The sequence below is a fragment of the Litorivivens sp. genome (genome assembly GCF_041625495.1).
GTDB lineage: Bacteria > Pseudomonadota > Gammaproteobacteria > Pseudomonadales > Spongiibacteraceae > Litorivivens.
The window spans coordinates 1-18490 of record NZ_JBFJTH010000073.1 but is presented as its reverse complement, the minus strand read 5'-3'; the positions used below and the strand labels follow the sequence as shown (position 1 = coordinate 18490).

Below are 18490 nucleotides of genomic sequence, written 5' to 3'. Positions count from 1 at the left end.
GCTTTGAGGCTGTGAATGTCCATGGCGGTGATTTCCTATTGGATAAAAATAGGTTATCAGAAATATGAAAAATATGAATTTGTTTTATTTCTTCGCCCTGCGTAGACTGGTCATCGTTAATGAATTAGCCCTTTGGGCATTAGCCTGTTACGCGGAGCAGACCATGGCCGGAAAAACCCTTTACGACAAACTCTGGGACGACCACCTCGTCGCCATTACCGACGATGGCGATGCGCTGTTGTATATCGACAGGCACCTCGTACACGAAGTGACTTCGCCTCAGGCCTTTGAAGGTCTGCGCCTGGCTGGTCGTAAGCCCTGGCGATTGGATGCAAACCTGGCGACGCCAGACCACAATGTGCCGTCGGCTGTAGAAGAACGGGTACATGGTGTCGACGGTATTGTCGATCCCGTTTCCAAGTTGCAGGTGGTGACGCTGGATGACAACTGCGAAGAATTCGGAATTGAAGAGTTCAAGATCAATGATGAGCGTCAGGGTATCGTCCATGTTGTTGGCCCGGAGCAGGGCGCTACGCTGCCCGGTATGACGGTGGTCTGCGGAGATTCTCACACCGCCACCCATGGCGCGCTCGGGGCCATTGCTCACGGTATTGGCACCTCGGAAGTAGAGCACGTGCTGGCGACCCAGTGTCTGCGCCAACGCAAGATGAAGAACATGTTGGTGAAAGTAGAAGGCGCCTTGCGGCCGGGTGTTACCGCGAAGGATATCGTGCTCGCGGTAATTGGCAAGATTGGTACCGCTGGCGGCAATGGGTGCGCCATTGAGTTTGGCGGCAGCACAATTCGCAGTCTGTCCATGGAAGGGCGTATGACCATCTGCAATATGGCGATAGAAGCCGGTGCCCGCGTTGGTATGGTTGCCGTTGACGAAACCACCATCAAGTATGTTGAGGGTCGACCCTATGCGCCTAAAGGCGCGGATTGGGAAAAAGCCGTGGCTTACTGGCAAACCCTTCACAGCGATGATGATGCGACGTTCGACAAAGTGGTCGAGCTCAATGCGGCAGACATTCAGCCCCAAGTCACCTGGGGAACCTCGCCGGAAATGGTCGCAAGCATCAACGACAATGTGCCCGCTCCCGGTGATTTCAAAGAGCCTGTACGTCAGGCTGCCTGCGAACGAGCGCTGGAGTACATGGGGCTGAAAGCAGGGCAGAAAATTCGCGATATCAAGCTGGACCGGGTGTTTATTGGGTCTTGTACCAACTCGCGTATTGAAGACCTGCGCGCTGCTGCGGATGTTGTTAAGGGCCGCAAGATAGCCGCTACCATTAAAGAAGCGCTGGTTGTTCCGGGGTCCGGGCTGGTCAAGCGTCAGGCTGAGGCCGAAGGTCTCGACAAGATTTTTGTCGATGCCGGCATGAAGTGGCGCGAACCGAGCTGCTCTATGTGCCTGGCAATGAACTCTGACAAGTTGGGTGCTGGTGAGCATTGCGCCTCAACATCAAACCGTAACTTTGAAGGTCGGCAAGGCTTTGGCGGTCGCACCCATCTGGTCAGCCCAGCGATGGCGGCAGCCGCCGCAGTGGCAGGCCACTTTGTCGATGTGAATGAAATTCTGGAAGGAGCGCAGTCATGAAGCCCTTTACCCAATTGAACGGTCTGGTGGCGCCGATGGATCGTGCCAATGTCGATACCGACATGATCATACCCAAGCAGTTTCTCAAATCCATCAAGCGCAGCGGCTTTGGTCCCAATCTGTTTGATGAATTGCGCTATCTGGATGAAGGTCAGCCGGGCCAGGACTGCAGCAATCGACCGATGAACAAGGACTTTCCCTTAAACTTCCCGCGCTATCAGGGTGCCTCTGTGTTGCTGGCCCGGGAAAACTTTGGCTGTGGCTCCAGTCGAGAACATGCGCCCTGGGCGCTGGAAGACTATGGTTTTCGCTGCATAATTGCCCCAAGCTACGCCGATATCTTTTTTAACAACTGTTTCAAGAACGGGCTTTTGCCTATCGCGCTTGATGAGGCGATTGTGGATCGCCTGTTTCAGGAAATGTATGCCACTGAAGGTTATAGTCTTCAGGTGGATCTTGCCGCACAGACCATCACAACCCCTTCGGGTGAAGTGATCAGTTTTGAGGTTGAGAGTGGTCGCAAACATAGCCTGCTCAATGGTCTTGATGATATCGGTATTACGCTCCAACAAGCCGATGCGATTCGCGCCTATGAGGAAAAGCGACGTCAGGAAGCGCCCTGGCTGTTTTCCCGTTCAGCCTGATTAGCAATTGGAGTGCAGGGTACGCGCAATTGTGCGTGTGCTTTGCTAGAATCCGCCGCCAGCCCCGACAGTCCAACGGGGCTATTTGTTTCTGTGCGCGGTTATTTGGAGAGTGTAAGTGACTAAGAATATTTTGGTATTGCCCGGCGATGGTATCGGCACGGAAATCATGGCTGAAGCTGTGAAAGTCCTGGACTTTCTGAATGACAAGTACAGTCTCGCACTAAACCTCGAGCACGCCTTGCTGGGCGGAGCTGCTATTGATGCCACGGGCAAAGCGTTGCCGGACAATACCTTCGAACTGGCCAAGTCTGCAGATGCGATTTTACTTGGCGCGGTGGGTGGCCCCAAATGGGACAAATTGCCACCAGCTGATCGCCCGGAGAAGGGTGGGTTGCTGCGCTTGCGCAGCGAGCTGCAGTTGTTCGGTAACCTGCGCCCCGCGATTTTATATCCGCAACTGGCGAGTGCTTCCAGTTTGAAACCAGAAGTGGTTTCCGGCCTGGACATACTGATTGTACGTGAGCTCACCGGCGGCATCTATTTCGGCGAGCCGCGTGGGATTCGCGAATTGGAAAATGGCGAGCGGCAGGGCTACAACACCTACGTTTACTCTGAATCTGAAATTCGCCGTATCGCGAAAGTTGCGTTTGAGGCGGCGATGAAGCGAGGCAAGCGCCTGTGCTCAGTTGACAAGGCGAACGTGCTGGAAGTGACTATGCTCTGGCGTGAAGTGGTGGAGTCTATGGCCTGCGACTATCCGGAAGTAGAACTCAGTCATATGTACGTGGACAACGCCGCTATGCAGCTTGTACGTGCGCCGAAACAGTTTGATGTGGTGGTGACCGGCAATATGTTCGGTGACATTCTATCGGACGCTGCCGCCATGCTCACGGGTTCCATTGGCATGTTGCCCTCGGCCTCGCTCGATATCAACAATCGCGGCATGTATGAACCCTGCCATGGTTCGGCTCCGGATATTGCCGGGCAGGACAAGGCAAATCCACTGGCCACTATCATGTCAGTGGCGATGATGCTGCGTTATTCGCTCGGACTTGAAGCGCCGGCGAATGACATCGACGCTGCAGTCAGCAGCGTACTGGATCAGGGAATAAGAACCGGTGATATCTACTCGGAAGGCTGCAAGCTGGTAGGTACAGCCGGAATGGGTGACGCGGTAGTCGCGGCCCTGCGGGCGCAATAGTCGCGCCTGAACAACAACGTTTTGCAGTCATAATTTGACAGCGAAGGATACCATTATGTTGAAAACAGGATTAGTAGGTTGGCGTGGCATGGTCGGCTCAGTACTGATGGGCCGTATGCGTGATGAAAACGATTTTGCCAACATCGACCCCACATTTTACAGCACCTCCAATGCCGGTGGCGATGCCCCCGACGTGGGCAAGGGTGCTGGCGTATTGCAGGACGCCGAAAACATAGACTCCCTGAAAGAAATGGATGTAATCATTTCCTGTCAGGGGGGCGATTACACCAAGGCCGTGTTCCCGAAGTTGCGTGATGCCGGTTGGGATGGCTATTGGATTGACGCCGCATCCGCGCTGCGCATGAACGAAGATGCCGTCATTATTCTCGATCCGGTGAATGGTGATGTCATTAAAGACGCCCTGGATCGCGGTGTGAAAAATTTTATCGGCGGTAACTGCACTGTCAGCCTGATGTTGATGGGCATCGGTGGTCTGTTTCGCGAAGGCTTGGTGGAATGGGTTAGTGCCCAAACCTATCAGGCAGCCAGCGGTGCAGGCGCCCAGAATATGCGCGAACTGATCGCCCAAATGGGTACAATCAACAGCTCGGTAAGCGATCTTCTGGCTGATCCACGCTCCAATATTTTGGACATCGATAGCGCTGTGGCCAAAACCATGCGCAGCGGTGAATTTCCCACCGACAACTTCGGGCATCCCCTGGCAGGCAGTCTGCTACCGTGGATTGACACTCAGCTGGAAAACGGCCAGAGCCGGGAAGAGTGGAAAGCCCAGGCGGAAACCAACAAGATTCTTGGTCGCAGCGGTGCGCCCATTCCGGTTGATGGTACCTGCGTGCGTATCGGGTCCATGCGTTGCCACAGTCAGGCAATGACTATCAAGCTCAACAAAGACGTCGCCATTAAAGACATCGAGTCAATCATCGACAGTGCCAATGACTGGGTGAAATTGGTACCGAACGAACGCGAGGTGACGCTCAAGGAACTTACGCCAACCGCCGTTACCGGATCACTGCATATTCCCGTTGGCCGTGTGCGCAAGCTGAATATGGGTTCGCAATACCTTTCTGCCTTCACCGTGGGCGACCAATTACTGTGGGGTGCTGCGGAACCGCTGCGCCGTATGCTGCGTATTATTCAGGAGCGATAAGACGGATGCGACTGGCAATCTGTGGAACTGAAGGCCCCATCGCTGATGGGTTTCTGGAGCAGCTTGAAACTGCCGGCGTATCAGTGACTGCGCTGGCGGCCTTTGCTACCGAGCCCGCAGAGGATGCCAGCTTTCGCTATGACGGCAAAACGGTTCGCGTTCAGCCGCTGGCGGACGCCGACTATACGGAATTCGATCTGTTGGTGGTGTTCGAGCTCTTGGAAGCGCTGTCGGATGTGGCTGACGCGGCCAACAGTGCCGGCTGTCACCTGATCGACGTGGTCGGCCAAGGCGCAAGCGATGGGCGCGTCGTGGTGCCTGAGTTGATGGGCGACGAGCGTGTTGATTACCCGGTTTTTTGGACGCTGCCGTCACCGGTAGTCAGTGCGCTGGCACCTGTCCTGGGTGGCTTGCTTGAGGGCAACCGGATCAGCTCGCTGTCGGCGCTGGTTTGTGAGTCTGCGTCGTCGCTGGGGGAGAGTGGTACCCGGCAGTTAGCCGCAGAGACGGCGCGACTGATGAACGGCCAGGGCATCGAGGGTGATGGTGTGCAGCTGGCCTTCAATTTGATACCGGGAATACCCCAGAATGCCGATTACTGCGTCCGCAGTCTCGAAGACCTGCTGGGTACGCAATTTGAGCGCGCCAGTGTGGAATCGCTCCAGGTGCCGTTGTTTTACGGGCAGACCATTCAACTGAAGGTTGCACTTGAGGCGGATTTCCAGCTGTCGCATGCCTTGGAGTTATGGCGCAAGTCTGGCATTCATCTTGTTGAAAATAATAAGAAATTTTCGCCTGTTTCACTGGCGGAAGACGACCGTATCCACTTGTTGCCCATGCCGGCGCAGGACGCGGCGAATCGTACCGTGAGTCTGTGGGTTTTGGCAGATAATGTCCGAAAGGGTGCAGTCGTTAACACAATCAAATTGATGGAAATCTTGATAAAAAGTTCCATATAGCTAATATTTACGTGAAGGTGTGGAGAGTTTTTCTAGCTTTCGCGACAAATCCGGCCTCCACAACAAGAACATGCCCTGAAACCATAACCAAATACGACGGGTATAAAGCTGACTACGGGAAGTCCTTATGTTTAATAGATCGCTGGCCGGCGTTGTGCTGGTTGTTGGCCTCGGAGCTACTTCGCTCAGTCAGGCCCTGAGTCTGGGGGATATGCGCCTCAACTCTGCGCTGAACCAACCCCTGGATGCTCGCATAAAACTGCGGGATACCGGCAATCTCAGCAGCGAGCAGATTACGGTAAAGCTTGCGTCCGTAGAAGATTTTGAAAAGGCCGGCGTCGATTTCAATTACCTTTTATCCAAGCTCAACTTCGTGGTGGAGATTGATCAGAACGGAAACGGGGTTGTTAAGGTTATTTCCAGTGATCCGATCGTTGAGCCCTACCTGAACTTTTTGGTCGAAGCGCGCTGGCCCGCTGGTCGCATGCTCCGCGAGTACACCGTGTTGCTTGATCTGCCCGCAGTAAGCAACGCACGCACATCCAGTGTGAGCGCGTCGCAGGGCGGCAGCGCCTCGCAGGCGGCAGCCCAGACGCCAGCAACACGAGAAGAAGTTGTTATTCTTGAGGAGTCCGGTACCGAGGGTGAAGCCTCAACCGGTCCAAAGCCCCGCGCCGATGGCCAACGCACCGCCTTGCCAAAAGCCGAACGCCCAACCGAATATCGGGTGCAGCACAGTGACATGTTGTGGGATATCGCCGAGCGCTATCGTCCCGAAGGTGCCACAGTGCAGCAGACCATGTTGGCGTTACTGCGCAAGAATCCCCGTGCTTTTATCGGCGACAATATCAATCGCCTGAAGTCCGGCTATGTGTTGCGCCTGCCTACGCTCGAAGAGGCGCAACGTCTCGGGCAGGCCGACGCGGTAAAGGAAATTCGTCGTCAGAACGCCATTTGGCGAGGTGAAGCTCTGCCTTCTGACGGCGATAACGGTGCAGCACCGCAACTGGATGCCACGCCAAAGAGCAGCGAAGAAACAAAGGCCGGTGAAACAAAAACAGAAGCCCGCCTTTCCATTGCCACGCCGGGTAGCGCTGACTCTGAAGGGAGTAATGGTGCCGCTGAGCAATTGCGCAACGAATTGACCGCAAATCAGGAAGATCTGGATAAGGTTCGACGCGAAAACGAAGAGCTGGGTTCGCGCCTCGAAGATTTAGAGCGGCAGTTGGCCACACTGCAACGCCTGCTTGAGCTGAAAGATGACCAGCTGGCAACTCTGCAACAGCAAATGGGCGCTGATAACGACGTTCAGGCCACTGCAGTTCAGCCCGAGCCTGACCAGCAGGCCAAGCAACAAGCGAAGCCCGATCTGCAGCCCGAACCGATAGCGCAGGAGAGTCTGCTGGATAACCCCGCCGTAAAATACGGCGTGCCGGGTGTGCTGTTGTTGGGGCTGATCGCCCTGTTATTACGCCGCGTTGGACAGAACAAAACCAAGGCGGCATTCGACGCCAGCAGAGACGATGAGGCAGCGGAAGCGGCTGGATTTTCCGAGTCTGGCTTTGACGCCTTTGGTGATGATGACAGTCTGGCTGAAGACGACGATGACGATGCCGGCCACACAACGTTAATCATCGAGCCCAACCGCGCAGCAGAGCCGAAAGGTGATAGTGGCAACGATACCTTCGACGATTTCGATGACCTCATCAGCGACGAGGAGATCAAGGGTAGCGCCGGCGATGACGTCAATGATGATCTGTCCGAAACGATTTCGCTTGATCCGTCTTCTGTCGAACCGGAAACCGATGATGCATTGGCTGAGGCTGAAATCTACGTAGCGTACGGACGCTACGAGCAGGCCGCGCAAATGTTGAAAAATGCGATTGGCAAGGAGCCGGGTCGAACCGACCTGCGAACCAAGCTGTTGAGTGTTTATCTGGAAACCCGCGACAAAGAAAGTTTTGTCAGCGAATTCCACGCGTTGGAAGCGCTGGGCGACCAGGACGCAGTGGCCGAAGTCAAAGAAAACATGTCGGCTGTTGAAGGGGTAAGTGACTGGCTGCGAGAGAATGACACGGCATCCGATGCACTCGCCGTGGATTCATTGTCAGGGGGCGTCTCTACTGGCGCTTCGGGTGAAAGCGCAGACTCAGACGACTTCGATTTTGACCTCGAAGATGATTTTGGTGACACCCTGATTCGCGAACCCGCGCAGCCGGCGGCGGGCGAGCAGGGCGCTGCAACTGATGACAGTGAGCTGGATCTTGAGCTTGACGATTTCAATCTCGATGATGAGTTGGAAGCCTCTCTTGAATCTGCAGTGCCGCAGCCCGACACCAACGAGTCCGCCGACGTGTCACTTGCGCAGCCGCGGACCGAAGATGCTGAGCTCGATGACGATGAGCTGGCATTCGACCTGGATCTCGACGACGATTTCTCTCTGGACTCTCTCAACGAGACTGAGGACACCGGTTCAGCGGGTAATGTCGATGCCGACAAAAAGGATAATGAATTTTCTCTGGAAGAGCTAAGTGCAGACCTGGAGGGCGAATCAGAAGATACGCTGATCCTGTCGCCACAGGGTGAGCCCCCGGTAGCTGAGGAGCCTGTGCCAGCAAGCGGCCTGACTGAAGTCAGTGCGGAGCCTTCGGCCGCAGAAGACGATGATTTCAGTTTTGATCTGGACGACGAGCTCTCTCTCGATACGGATTCGGCCAAACCAACAGAGACATTGGCGGGTGCCGACCAGCAGGCCAAAGAAGACGAATTCAGCTTTGATCTGGACGATGATCTGACGCTGGAAAGTACAGATGAACTGTCTAAAACGACGGCAACAGACAAGCCGTCGTTGGCAGAGCCGGAAACAGCGTCCGAGCCCGGTGCTGAAACGCCCGTGGCGGATCCAAGTGATTCCCTTGACGACAGTTTCGTTGATATCAAGCTGGATGAAGACGATGCGCTGGATGATCTCGACAGTCTAGAAGACGATATGAGCGACGATCTCGGCCTTCTCGGCAATAGCGATGAGGTGGCGACCAAGCTTGATCTCGCTAGAGCCTATATCGATATGGGTGATGCCGAGGGTGCGCGCGAGATGCTCGAAGAGGTACTCAGCGAAGGTAATGAAGAGCAGAAACAGGATGCGACTGAACTTCTGTCCAGGCTCTGATCTCCCAAAGGCGCCGCTAGCGGCGCCTTTTCAATTCTCTCCACTGTTCTTTTTAGTATTCCATGACAATTGACAAGCGCCTTTCCCGCTCTAGGGTTTTTCCGCCGGGAAGCCGGCTTGCCCTTGCTCTGGAATATGACGGTACGCAGTACAGCGGGTGGCAGCGGCAGGCGTCACCAAACGCGCCGACTGTTCAGGGCTGTCTCGAGCAAGCGCTAAGTAAGGTGGCTGATGCACCTGTTGTTGTGCAATGCGCGGGCCGCACTGACAGCGGGGTCCATGCCTCTCATCAGGTCGTCCATTTTGACGCGCCATCGGCACGGCCCGAAGCAGCTTGGGTAATGGGGGTGAATTCAAACCTGCCTGGGGATATTGCGGTTAAGTGGGTAAGCCCTGTGCCCGCCGAGTTCAACGCACGGTTCAGTGCGACTGCGCGCCGTTATCGCTATATTTTCTATACTCAGGCAACGCGTCCGGCTCTGTTGCGTCGCAATGTGACCTGGATCAGAACGCCGCTAGACGCTAAAGCCATGCACCTTGCGGCCCAGAATCTACTGGGCGAGCGAGATTTTAGCGCGTTTCGAGCGGCCGGGTGTCAGTCGCGTAGTCCTATGCGTTTTGTTAGCCACGCGCGGGTGACCCAAACCGGCGATTTCACCGTACTGGATATCAAGGCGAATGCGTTCTTACACCACATGGTCAGAAATATTGCCGGTACCTTGGCGGTGGTTGGCCGTGGTGAGTCAGAACCCGAGTGGGTGGCGAGCCTAATGGAAAGCCGGGACCGCACATTGGCCGCAGCCACTGCGCCGCCCAATGGCTTGTACCTGATAGACGTCGACTACCCACCGGAGTTCGCGCTGCCTGCAACGGTGCCGGGGCCCGGGTTTATCGCGCCACTACTGGATTGATTGGTGGAGGCAAAGCTACCGCCAGTCTGCTAGAATCGGCGCCCTCCCATTCAACAATTTCAGGAATCTGTGTGCCTCGAACTCGCGTTAAAATTTGCGGTATTACCCGAGTAAGCGATGCCAGAATTGCCTACGCGTTGGGAGCCGATGCCATTGGACTGGTGTTCTACAAGCCAAGCCCGCGCAATATTAGTGTTGATCAGGCAGTCGAAATTGCACGAGCCGTCGGTCCGTTTATATCGCGGGTGGGGTTGTTCGTAAATCCGTCGGCAGAGGACGTCGAGCAGGTTATACGACAGGTCGGCCTCGATAGACTGCAGTTTCACGGCGACGAAAGCGAAGCGTTCTGTCGGCAGTTTGGTCTGCCTTATATCAAGGCGCTGCGCGCCAAGCCCGGCGTCGACTTTCAGGCAACGGTGGACCAGTACCCGTCGGCGATGGGTGTTTTACTCGACAGTTACAAGCCTGGGGTCGCTGGCGGCACTGGTGAGGTGTTTGATTGGCAAAGCATCCCAACAGCACTGCGCAGCAGTATTATTCTGGCCGGTGGTTTAAACGCTGGCAATGTGAGTGAAGCGATTCGGGCCATCAGGCCGGCAGCAGTCGATGTCAGCGGTGGGGTAGAAGAAAGCCCCGGCATAAAGTCAGCAGACAAAATTGAAGCATTTATAGAGGCAGTAAATCGTGAGTAAGGCGATAGATTACGCAAAGTTTCCGGATACGCGCGGCCATTTCGGCCCTTATGGCGGGAGGTTTGTATCTGAAACACTGATGTGCGCCCTGGATGAGCTTGAAAAAGCTTATGAGAGTTTGCGCAACGATCCAAGCTTTCAGGCGGAGTTTGACCGGGATCTCGCACAGTATGTCGGCAGACCGTCTCCGCTTTACCATGCCGAGCGCTGGTCGCGGGAAACCGGCGGTGCGCAGATTTATCTCAAGCGGGAAGATCTGAACCATACCGGCGCGCACAAGGTTAACAACACCATTGGCCAGGCCTTGCTCGCCAAGCATATGGGCAAAACGCGAATTATTGCGGAAACTGGCGCCGGCCAACACGGTGTCGCGTCGGCCACAGTAGCCGCGCGCTTGGGCATGAGCTGTCATGTGTTTATGGGCGAAGAAGACGTTCATCGTCAGGCGCTGAATGTTTACCGTATGAAACTGCTGGGTGCTGAAGTTATTCCGGTTAAATCCGGTTCGCGCACGCTGAAAGATGCCATGAATGAGGCGATGCGGGATTGGGTAACCAACGTAGATGACACCTTCTATATTATTGGTACCGTGGCGGGCCCGCACCCGTATCCACAGCTCGTACGTGATTTTCAATCGATTATTGGCCGCGAAGCACGGCGTCAGTGCCAGGAGCAGACGGGCAAGTTGCCCGATGCGCTGGTGGCTTGCGTAGGCGGTGGCTCCAATGCGATTGGCTTGTTCCATCCCTTCCTCAATGACGAGGATGTTGCTATGTACGGCGTTGAAGCTGGCGGTCACGGAGTTGAAACCGGCAAGCATGCAGCCCCGCTGAGCGCGGGCACGCCGGGCGTATTGCACGGCAATCGTACCTATCTAATGCAGGATGATAATGGCCAGATTATTCACACTCACTCGGTATCTGCCGGCTTGGATTATCCGGGCGTTGGGCCTGAACATTCCTGGCTCAAGGATATTGGCCGTGCGCACTACGTCAGCATCAACGACGATGAAGCGCTGGCGGCATTTCGTGAGCTGACACTGGTTGAAGGTATTATGCCGGCGCTGGAATCCAGTCATGCACTGGCCTATGGCAAGAAACTGGCTAAGTCCCTGTCGCAAGACCAAATCGTGTTGATCAACCTGTCCGGGCGTGGGGATAAAGACATACATACCGTCGCTGAAATCGACGGCATTGAGTTAACCTGAAGCCCGTTAATCTAAAGGAAGTAGCTTTGAGTCGTTTAACTGCCAAATTTGATTCGCTGCGTGCCAGTGGCCGCAAAGCGTTGGTGCCTTATATTGTCGCTGGCGACCCGGATATGGAGCGCACGTTGCCGCTGATGCACAAGCTGGTTGCTCAAGGGTCGGATATTCTTGAGATCGGAGTGCCTTTTTCCGACCCAATGGCGGAAGGCCCCGTTATTCAGTTGGCGCATGAGCGTGCGCTGGTGCACGCGGTGAGTCTGTCGCGAATACTGGAGCTGGTTGCGGAATTTCGCGCGCAGGATCAGGAAACCCCGATTGTGTTGATGGGGTACGCCAATCCAGTAGAGCGGATGGGCTATGACCAGTTTTCCGAGCGTGCCGGCAAAGCAGGGGTCGATGGTGTATTGATTGTCGATATGCCGCCGGAAGAAGCGGATGATCTCAATCAGGCACTGGCCAAACATGAGTTGGACAATATCTTTCTGTTGGCGCCAACGACTACAGATGAGCGAATTGCGAAGGTCGCTGGGCTTGCCGGCGGCTATCTCTACTGCGTATCACTAAAAGGCGTGACTGGTGCCGGCAATATTGATATTGCACAGGTTAAGCAGCTGATGGGCCGCATACAGGCTCATACCAATCTCCCCGTTACTGTGGGTTTTGGTATCAAAAATGCGGAAACGGCAACGCAGGTGGCAGCCTGCTGTGATGGGGTGGTAGTCGGCAGTGCGTTGGTTAGTGCCGTTGCTGAAGCAGCTGTGAACGGGGGTGACGTGTTGGAGGCGACAACATTAATTCGCGATATCCGTCATGCACTTGACGCTTTAAGTGGTTAGAATACAACGCGATTTGATACGTAACAGGAAGCGTCATGAGTTGGGTTGATAAAATTGTTCCGTCAATTGTGCGGCGGGAAAATCCGATAGATCGCCGCGACGAAAACGGGCGGGGCAGTGCCATACCCGAGGGCTTGTGGAAAAAATGCGTCAAATGTGACGCGGTACTCTATCGCCCTGAGCTGGAAGCAAACCTAGATGTCTGTCCCAAATGCGACCACCACCACCGCATCGGCGCGCGACGGCGGCTGGACATTTTTTTGGACGACGACGGGCGAGAAGAAATTCTGGCCCATATAGAACCGGTTGACCGGCTTAAGTTCAAGGATAAACGCAAGTACAAGGATCGGCTCACTGCGGCCCAGAAATCCACCGGTGAGAAAGACGCGCTGGTTGCCTACAAAGGGTCCCTGAAACAGTTGCCGCTGGTTGCCGTGGCATTCGAGTTCAATTTTCACGGTGGCTCGATGGGCTATGCCGTCGGTGAGAAGTTTACCCAAGCTGCCAATGTGGCACTGGAAGAGCGTGTGCCGTTGGTGTGTTTCTCAGCCTCGGGCGGCGCACGCATGCAGGAGGCACTGATCTCGCTGATGCAGATGGCGAAGACCAGCGCAGTGCTCGAGCGTATGAAACAAGAAGGTATACCTTATATTTCCTTCATGACCGACCCCATCTATGGGGGGGTGTCGGCGAGCCTGGCGCTGCTGGGCGACATCAATATTGCCGAGCCTGGCGCGCGAGCGGGCTTTGCGGGTCCAAATATCATCGAGCAGACCATCCGTCAGAAACTGCCGCCCGGATTTCAGCGCAGTGAGTTTTTGCTCGAGCATGGCGCGATAGATATGATTGTTCATCGGCAGGATATACGCGAAACACTCGGTCGCCTTCTCGGTAACATGACCTTTTATTCTCAGGAATGACCACCCTTTCTCACTGGCTGCAACGGCTGGAGACGCTCCACCCGGCGCCGATGGCGCTGGGATTGGAGCGGGTATCTCAGGTCTACGAGCGCCTGAATCTCGATTTTTCTACGACGCAGGTGATTACTGTTGCCGGTACCAATGGCAAGGGGTCGGTCGTCGAGCTATTGCAAAACCTCTTGCTGGATGCCGGCCAACGCGTTGGCGCGTACACCTCGCCCCACCTGCTGCGCTATAACGAGCGGGTGAGAATCAACGGTGAAGAACTCACGGATGAGGCGCTGATTGCTGCCTTTGAAGCTGTTGATAAATGCCGGCAGGATGTTGCGTTGACCTATTTTGAGTTTGGAACGCTGGCAGCATTGCAAAGTTTCGCCGGTGCACGGCTCGATTATCTGGTGTTGGAAGTGGGGTTGGGAGGGCGACTGGATGCGGTCAATATCATCGATCCTGATCTGTGCGTGATAACGTCCATCGATTTGGATCACCAAGCTTGGCTTGGAAATGATCGCGAGACCATAGGCGCCGAAAAAGCCGGTATTTTTAGGGCCGGGGTGCCAGTCATTTGCGGTGATCCGGAGCCGCCCGCTAGCGTACTTCGACAGGCTGATGCGTTGAACTGCCCGATCTATTGCCTGGGGCGGGAATTTCAGATAACGGCACTGGAAGGGCTCCACTTTGAAGGGGTAAACGCCCAGGGGAGCCGGACACAAGTCGATTACAGCGCGCCTTACACCCTGCTACCTGCCAATATAGCCACAGCTATTCAGGCGGCGCTTCTACTGGAAGGTGTCGTGGTTCGGGAGTGGCAGGCGCTGGCCTCATCAGTGCCTGGTCGCCAGCAGCGCATTGACTTCGATGGCATTGATATCGTTTTTGATGTCTCACACAACCCGGCGGCTGCCCGCGCGCTGGCTACGCGTTTGCAGACCCTGGAACCTGTGGAGCGCTGTTGCGCATTGTTTGGGGTAATGAGTGATAAGGTCATCAGCGATATCATTGCGCCGATGAAGCCGGTCATAGACGCCTGGTTCCTCGGTGATCTGGTCGGTAATGCGCGTGCCAAACCTGCGCGAGACTTAGCGCCATTGCTACACGCTCAGGGTATCTCTATGATCAGTGTCAGTAAAAATATGCGTCAGGCATTTGCGCGCGCTGTGTCACTGCTTGAACCTGGGCACCGGTTGGTTGTATTTGGCTCGGTGTTTACGGTGGCCGCTGTGATGGAAATCATTGAACGTCGCAAATCCAGGCGTTCACTGGAAGAGGATATCTAAATGAAACAACGCCTCGTAGGGGCTCTGATTTTGCTGAGTGGCGGCGTGGTTTTGTGGTCAATCCTGTTTACCGGTCCCGCAGCCTATAAGGTCAATGAGGCGACGCAAATTCCTTCTGCGCCGGTGGTGACTCAGCCGCCGCCAATCGAGCCGCAGCGGCCACGCCAGGTGCCTGAAGTGGCCGACCCTGAGCCCTTGCCAGAGCCACCCGTGCCTGCGTTGACCAGCGCCAACAAAAAAGTCGCTACTGAGCCTCCGAAAACCGAACCTGTGCAAGCCTCGCCGACTCCGCGTCCTGCCGAGCCACCAAAGGCCCCGGTGAGCACGCCGGCAAAGGTTGCTGAAAAGCAAAAGCCAAGCGCGGATAAAGCCGCGGGCGACATGCCTCAGGCGTGGGTTATCCAAGTGGCCAGTTTCAGCAGCGAAGCCAATGCCGAAAGCCTAAAAAAGCGTTTGTCTGACAAGGGTTATGACGCCTATGTGAAGCCTGTTAAAACCCCTTCTGGCAGCAGTATGCAGCGGGTATTTGTCGGGCCGGAACTGAAGAAATCACAAGCGGAAAAACACAAGGCCGAGATTGAAAGTGCTTTCAAGCTCAAGGCGCTGTTGCACGAATATGCGCCCTGAGGCGAATTAAGTTGGGCGAAGGCGGCATAGCTTGATAGAATTCGCGCAAATTCACTAGGGCGAAGGCAGTGCTGACTGAATTTTTGTGGGTAGACTGGGCCATCGTAAGTATTTTGGCGGCGTCAGCCATTATCAGTCTTATACGTGGCTTTGTTAAAGAGGCGCTGTCGCTGGCCTTTTGGGCCGTCGCCTTCGTTGTCACAATGACCTTTCATCCACAGATGATGGGCCTGCTCGAAAATGCAATCGACAAAGTGTATATCCGGGAGCTGGTCGCCTATGTCAGCCTGTTTGCCGGCACATTGGTCATTGGTTCCATTACCACCTATCTGCTCAGTGAGTTTGTCAAAAAGACAGGGCTCGGCGGCACCGACCGTTTGTTGGGAATGATTTTTGGTGCGGCCAGAGGCGTTATTATCGTCGTGGCCCTGTTGGTGCTCGCACCGACCCTATTGACCGATATCGACCAGGACCACTGGTGGCAGGATTCGAGTTTGATCCCGCACTTTCTGCAGCTGCGGGATTGGTCTGAACAAAGTTTCAATGATGTAAGCGCCTGGATTTCGTCGCTGGTGGCGAAGCATCGGGCTTAGAAAGAGGTAGCACCATGTGTGGCATAGTTGGCATCGTCGCCAAGTCTCCCGTAAATCAGGATATCTACGATGCCCTGACAGTTCTACAGCATCGCGGGCAGGATGCGGCCGGGATCGTCACCTGCCACAACGGCAGGCTTAATCAGCGCAAAGCAAACGGGTTGGTGCGCGATGTATTTCGCGCAACGCACATGCAGCAGTTGCAGGGCAACGTCGGAATCGGCCATGTGCGCTATCCGACGGCGGGCAGTTCCAGCCCCGCATTGGCACAACCTTTTTATGTTAATTCTCCCTATGGTATTTCGCTGGCACACAACGGCAACCTAACCAACTCCGATGTACTGTCAACAGAACTTTACCAGTCGGATTTGCGTCACTTGAACACTGAGTCAGACTCGGAAGTACTGCTGAATATCTTTGCCCACGAGCTGCAGAAGCTGGGCAAACTGGTGCCCACCGCCGACGATATTTTCCATGCGGTCAGTGGCGTGCACCAGCGTTGTATCGGTGGTTACGCTGCCGTGGCGATGCTCGCCGGTTATGGCATTGTCGGCTTTCGTGACCCCCACGGCATTCGTCCCATCGTTTACGGCAAGCGTGAAGGTAAAAACGGGCCGGAGTATATGATCGCCTCAGAAAGTGTGGCGCTGGATGCACTTGGCTACAAGGTCGTACGGGACCTGGCTCCCGGTGAAGCGATATACATCGACTTCGATGGCAACATCGAAATGCGTCAGTGCGCCGAGGAGACAGAGCTGAACCCGTGTATCTTTGAGCATGTTTATTTCGCTCGCCCGGATTCTATTATGGATGGTGTCTCGGTCTATAAAGCGCGGTTGCGGCAGGGTGAGCGACTGGCCGATAAAATTTTGAAGCTCCGACCTGATCACGATATCGACGTGGTTATTCCGATACCCGATTCAAGCCGTATTGCTGCTCAGTCATTGGCCGCGCGGCTAGGCGTGAAATTTCGCGAGGGCTTGGTGAAAAACCGTTATATCGGTCGCACGTTCATCATGCCCGGACAAAGTGTTCGCAAAAAATCGGTCAAACAGAAACTCAATGCGATTGGCCTGGAGTTCAAGGGTAAAAACGTATTGCTGGTTGACGATTCCATTGTCCGCGGCACGACCTGTGAACAAATTATAGAAATGGCCCGTGATGCGGGCGCGGCCAAGGTCTACTTCGCGTCGGCAGCGCCACCCGTGCGTTACCCCAATGTCTACGGTATTGACATGCCGTCAGCGCATGAGCTGATCGCTCACGGCCGAACTGAAGAAGAAGTGGCCGAGCTGATCGGTGCAGATTGGCTGATTTACCAGGATCTTGATGCCCTTATTGCGAGTTCTGGCGAGGGCAATAAAAAGATCAAAGGCTTTGACTGTTCTGTGTTTACCGGCGAATACGCTACCATGGATGTAGATCAGGCATACCTCGACCGATTGGCGCAGGATCGCAGTGATGCGATGAAAGAAAAGCGCGAGCAGATGCTGACCACCGATGGCGCATTGATTGGCCTGCACAACGATATGTCGTGACCTTTTTGAACCCAATGCATTGACCCAGAAGGCGGAGCCGGAATTGACCGATATTGACCAGCAACGACGCGATGTACTGGCACAGGCTGACCTCGACACACGCGCTGTGCGGGCGGGACAGGTTCGAACCCATGAAGGTGAGCATGCCGAACCCATCTTCGCCACATCGAGTTATGTTTTTGCCAATGCCGCGGAAGCCGCGGCACGATTCTCCGGTGACCAGCCGGGCAATGTATATTCTCGCTACACCAACCCGACGGTGCGCACCTTCGAAGAGCGGATAGCCGCGCTGGAAGGGGCTGAGCAAGGCGTGGCAACCTCGTCGGGCATGGCCGCCATACTGACTACTTGCCTGGCTTTGTTGAAAAGTGGCGACCATATTGTGTGTTCCCGCTCGGTGTTTGGAACCACAACGGTACTGTTCACCAAATACCTGGCCAAGTTCGGCGTTGAGACCACCTTTGTTGCGCCCACGGTGCTTGATGAGTGGAAGCACGCAATACGTCCACAGACAAAACTGTTTTTCCTGGAAACGCCATCCAACCCGCTGGCGGAAATCGCCGATATCGCCGCTATTGCTCAAATTGCCAAATCTGCCAATAGTTTATTGGCAGTGGACAACTGTTTCTGTACGCCGGCGCTGCAACAACCCTTGGCGTTAGGGGCTGATATCGTGATTCATTCTGCCACCAAGTATCTGGACGGGCAGGGGCGTTGTGTCGGCGGGGCGGTAGTTGGGCGCGCCGAACAAATGGCGGAAGTCCTCGCGTTTGTCCGCTCTGCGGGGCCTACTATGAGTGCCTTCAATGCCTGGGTTTTTCTTAAAGGGCTGGAGACCCTGCGTCTGAGAATGGAGGCCCATTCCGCTAACGCCTTAGCCTTGGCGCAATGGTTAGATGAGCAGGATAAGGTTGAGAAAGTCTTCTATAGTGGTTTAAGCAGCCACCCGGGCCATGACTTGGCGGCGCGTCAGCAGCGCGCCTTTGGTGGTGTGTTATCCTTCAGAGTGAAAGGCGGTAAGGAGAGTGCCTGGAAATTCATCGATGCGACCCGGCTGATGTCCATTACCGCGAATCTGGGCGATGCGAAGACGACAATCGTGCACCCTGCGACAACGACCCACGGTCGATTAAGTCAGGAAGATC

Annotated in this window: 16 protein-coding genes; all 16 read left to right on the top strand. The window is 55.1% G+C overall.

All coding sequences use genetic code 11. From position 1 onward, the window contains the following. The first annotated feature begins 163 nt into the window (after positions 1-163). Positions 164-1600, top strand: a complete 1437-nt coding sequence (leuC, locus tag ABYP39_RS10190) for a 3-isopropylmalate dehydratase large subunit (protein ID WP_372782390.1) — start codon at positions 164-166, stop codon at positions 1598-1600. Beyond that, positions 1597-2244, top strand: coding sequence for a 3-isopropylmalate dehydratase small subunit (gene leuD / locus ABYP39_RS10185; protein ID WP_372758333.1), 648 nt, complete (start codon positions 1597-1599; stop codon positions 2242-2244). The genes leuC and leuD overlap by 4 nt, the downstream gene beginning before the upstream one ends. A gap of 118 nt (positions 2245-2362) precedes the next feature. Then, positions 2363-3448, top strand: coding sequence for a 3-isopropylmalate dehydrogenase (gene leuB / locus ABYP39_RS10180; RefSeq protein ID WP_372782388.1), 1086 nt, complete (start codon positions 2363-2365; stop codon positions 3446-3448). Between the two features lie 55 nt (positions 3449-3503). Then, positions 3504-4616: an aspartate-semialdehyde dehydrogenase gene (gene asd / locus ABYP39_RS10175; RefSeq protein WP_372747838.1), complete on the top strand. Its 1113-nt coding sequence runs from the start codon at positions 3504-3506 to the stop codon at positions 4614-4616. Positions 4617-4621: 5 nt separating this feature from the next. After that, a complete protein-coding gene (locus ABYP39_RS10170; RefSeq protein WP_372782386.1) occupies positions 4622-5575 on the top strand; it encodes an Asd/ArgC dimerization domain-containing protein in 954 nt (317 codons plus the stop codon). Positions 5576-5702: 127 nt separating this feature from the next. Next, entirely contained in the window at positions 5703-8744 is a 3042-nt protein-coding gene (locus tag ABYP39_RS10165) for a FimV/HubP family polar landmark protein (RefSeq protein ID WP_372782384.1), read from the top strand. A gap of 62 nt (positions 8745-8806) precedes the next feature. Continuing rightward, positions 8807-9655 carry a tRNA pseudouridine(38-40) synthase TruA gene (truA, locus tag ABYP39_RS10160; RefSeq protein ID WP_372782382.1) on the top strand — a complete coding sequence of 283 codons (849 nt, stop codon included), beginning with the start codon at positions 8807-8809 and terminating at the stop codon, positions 9653-9655. Positions 9656-9726: 71 nt separating this feature from the next. Beyond that, positions 9727-10347: a phosphoribosylanthranilate isomerase gene (locus tag ABYP39_RS10155; RefSeq protein ID WP_372749492.1), complete on the top strand. Its 621-nt coding sequence runs from the start codon at positions 9727-9729 to the stop codon at positions 10345-10347. Next, positions 10337-11554, top strand: a complete 1218-nt coding sequence (gene trpB, locus ABYP39_RS10150) for a tryptophan synthase subunit beta (protein WP_372763777.1) — start codon at positions 10337-10339, stop codon at positions 11552-11554. The genes ABYP39_RS10155 and trpB overlap by 11 nt, the downstream gene beginning before the upstream one ends. A 26-nt stretch (positions 11555-11580) precedes the next feature. Next, positions 11581-12390: a tryptophan synthase subunit alpha gene (gene trpA, locus ABYP39_RS10145; protein ID WP_372782380.1), complete on the top strand. Its 810-nt coding sequence runs from the start codon at positions 11581-11583 to the stop codon at positions 12388-12390. 35 nt (positions 12391-12425) lie between these two features. Then, positions 12426-13310 (top strand): acetyl-CoA carboxylase, carboxyltransferase subunit beta, encoded by an 885-nt coding sequence (accD, locus tag ABYP39_RS10140; RefSeq protein ID WP_372750252.1) that lies wholly within the window; start codon positions 12426-12428, stop codon positions 13308-13310. Further along, positions 13307-14587, top strand: coding sequence for a folylpolyglutamate synthase/dihydrofolate synthase family protein (locus ABYP39_RS10135; RefSeq protein ID WP_372782378.1), 1281 nt, complete (start codon positions 13307-13309; stop codon positions 14585-14587). Before accD ends, ABYP39_RS10135 begins: the two co-directional genes overlap by 4 nt. After that, positions 14588-15214 carry an SPOR domain-containing protein gene (locus ABYP39_RS10130; RefSeq protein WP_372749818.1) on the top strand — a complete coding sequence of 209 codons (627 nt, stop codon included), beginning with the start codon at positions 14588-14590 and terminating at the stop codon, positions 15212-15214. A gap of 68 nt (positions 15215-15282) precedes the next feature. Next, entirely contained in the window at positions 15283-15807 is a 525-nt protein-coding gene (locus ABYP39_RS10125) for a CvpA family protein (RefSeq protein WP_372749819.1), read from the top strand. Between the two features lie 14 nt (positions 15808-15821). Beyond that, a complete protein-coding gene (purF, locus tag ABYP39_RS10120; RefSeq protein WP_372749820.1) occupies positions 15822-17345 on the top strand; it encodes an amidophosphoribosyltransferase in 1524 nt (507 codons plus the stop codon). A 43-nt stretch (positions 17346-17388) separates the two neighbouring features. Further along, the coding region (locus tag ABYP39_RS10115; RefSeq protein ID WP_372782376.1) for an O-succinylhomoserine sulfhydrylase at positions 17389-18490 on the top strand (1102 nt) is incomplete at its 3' end.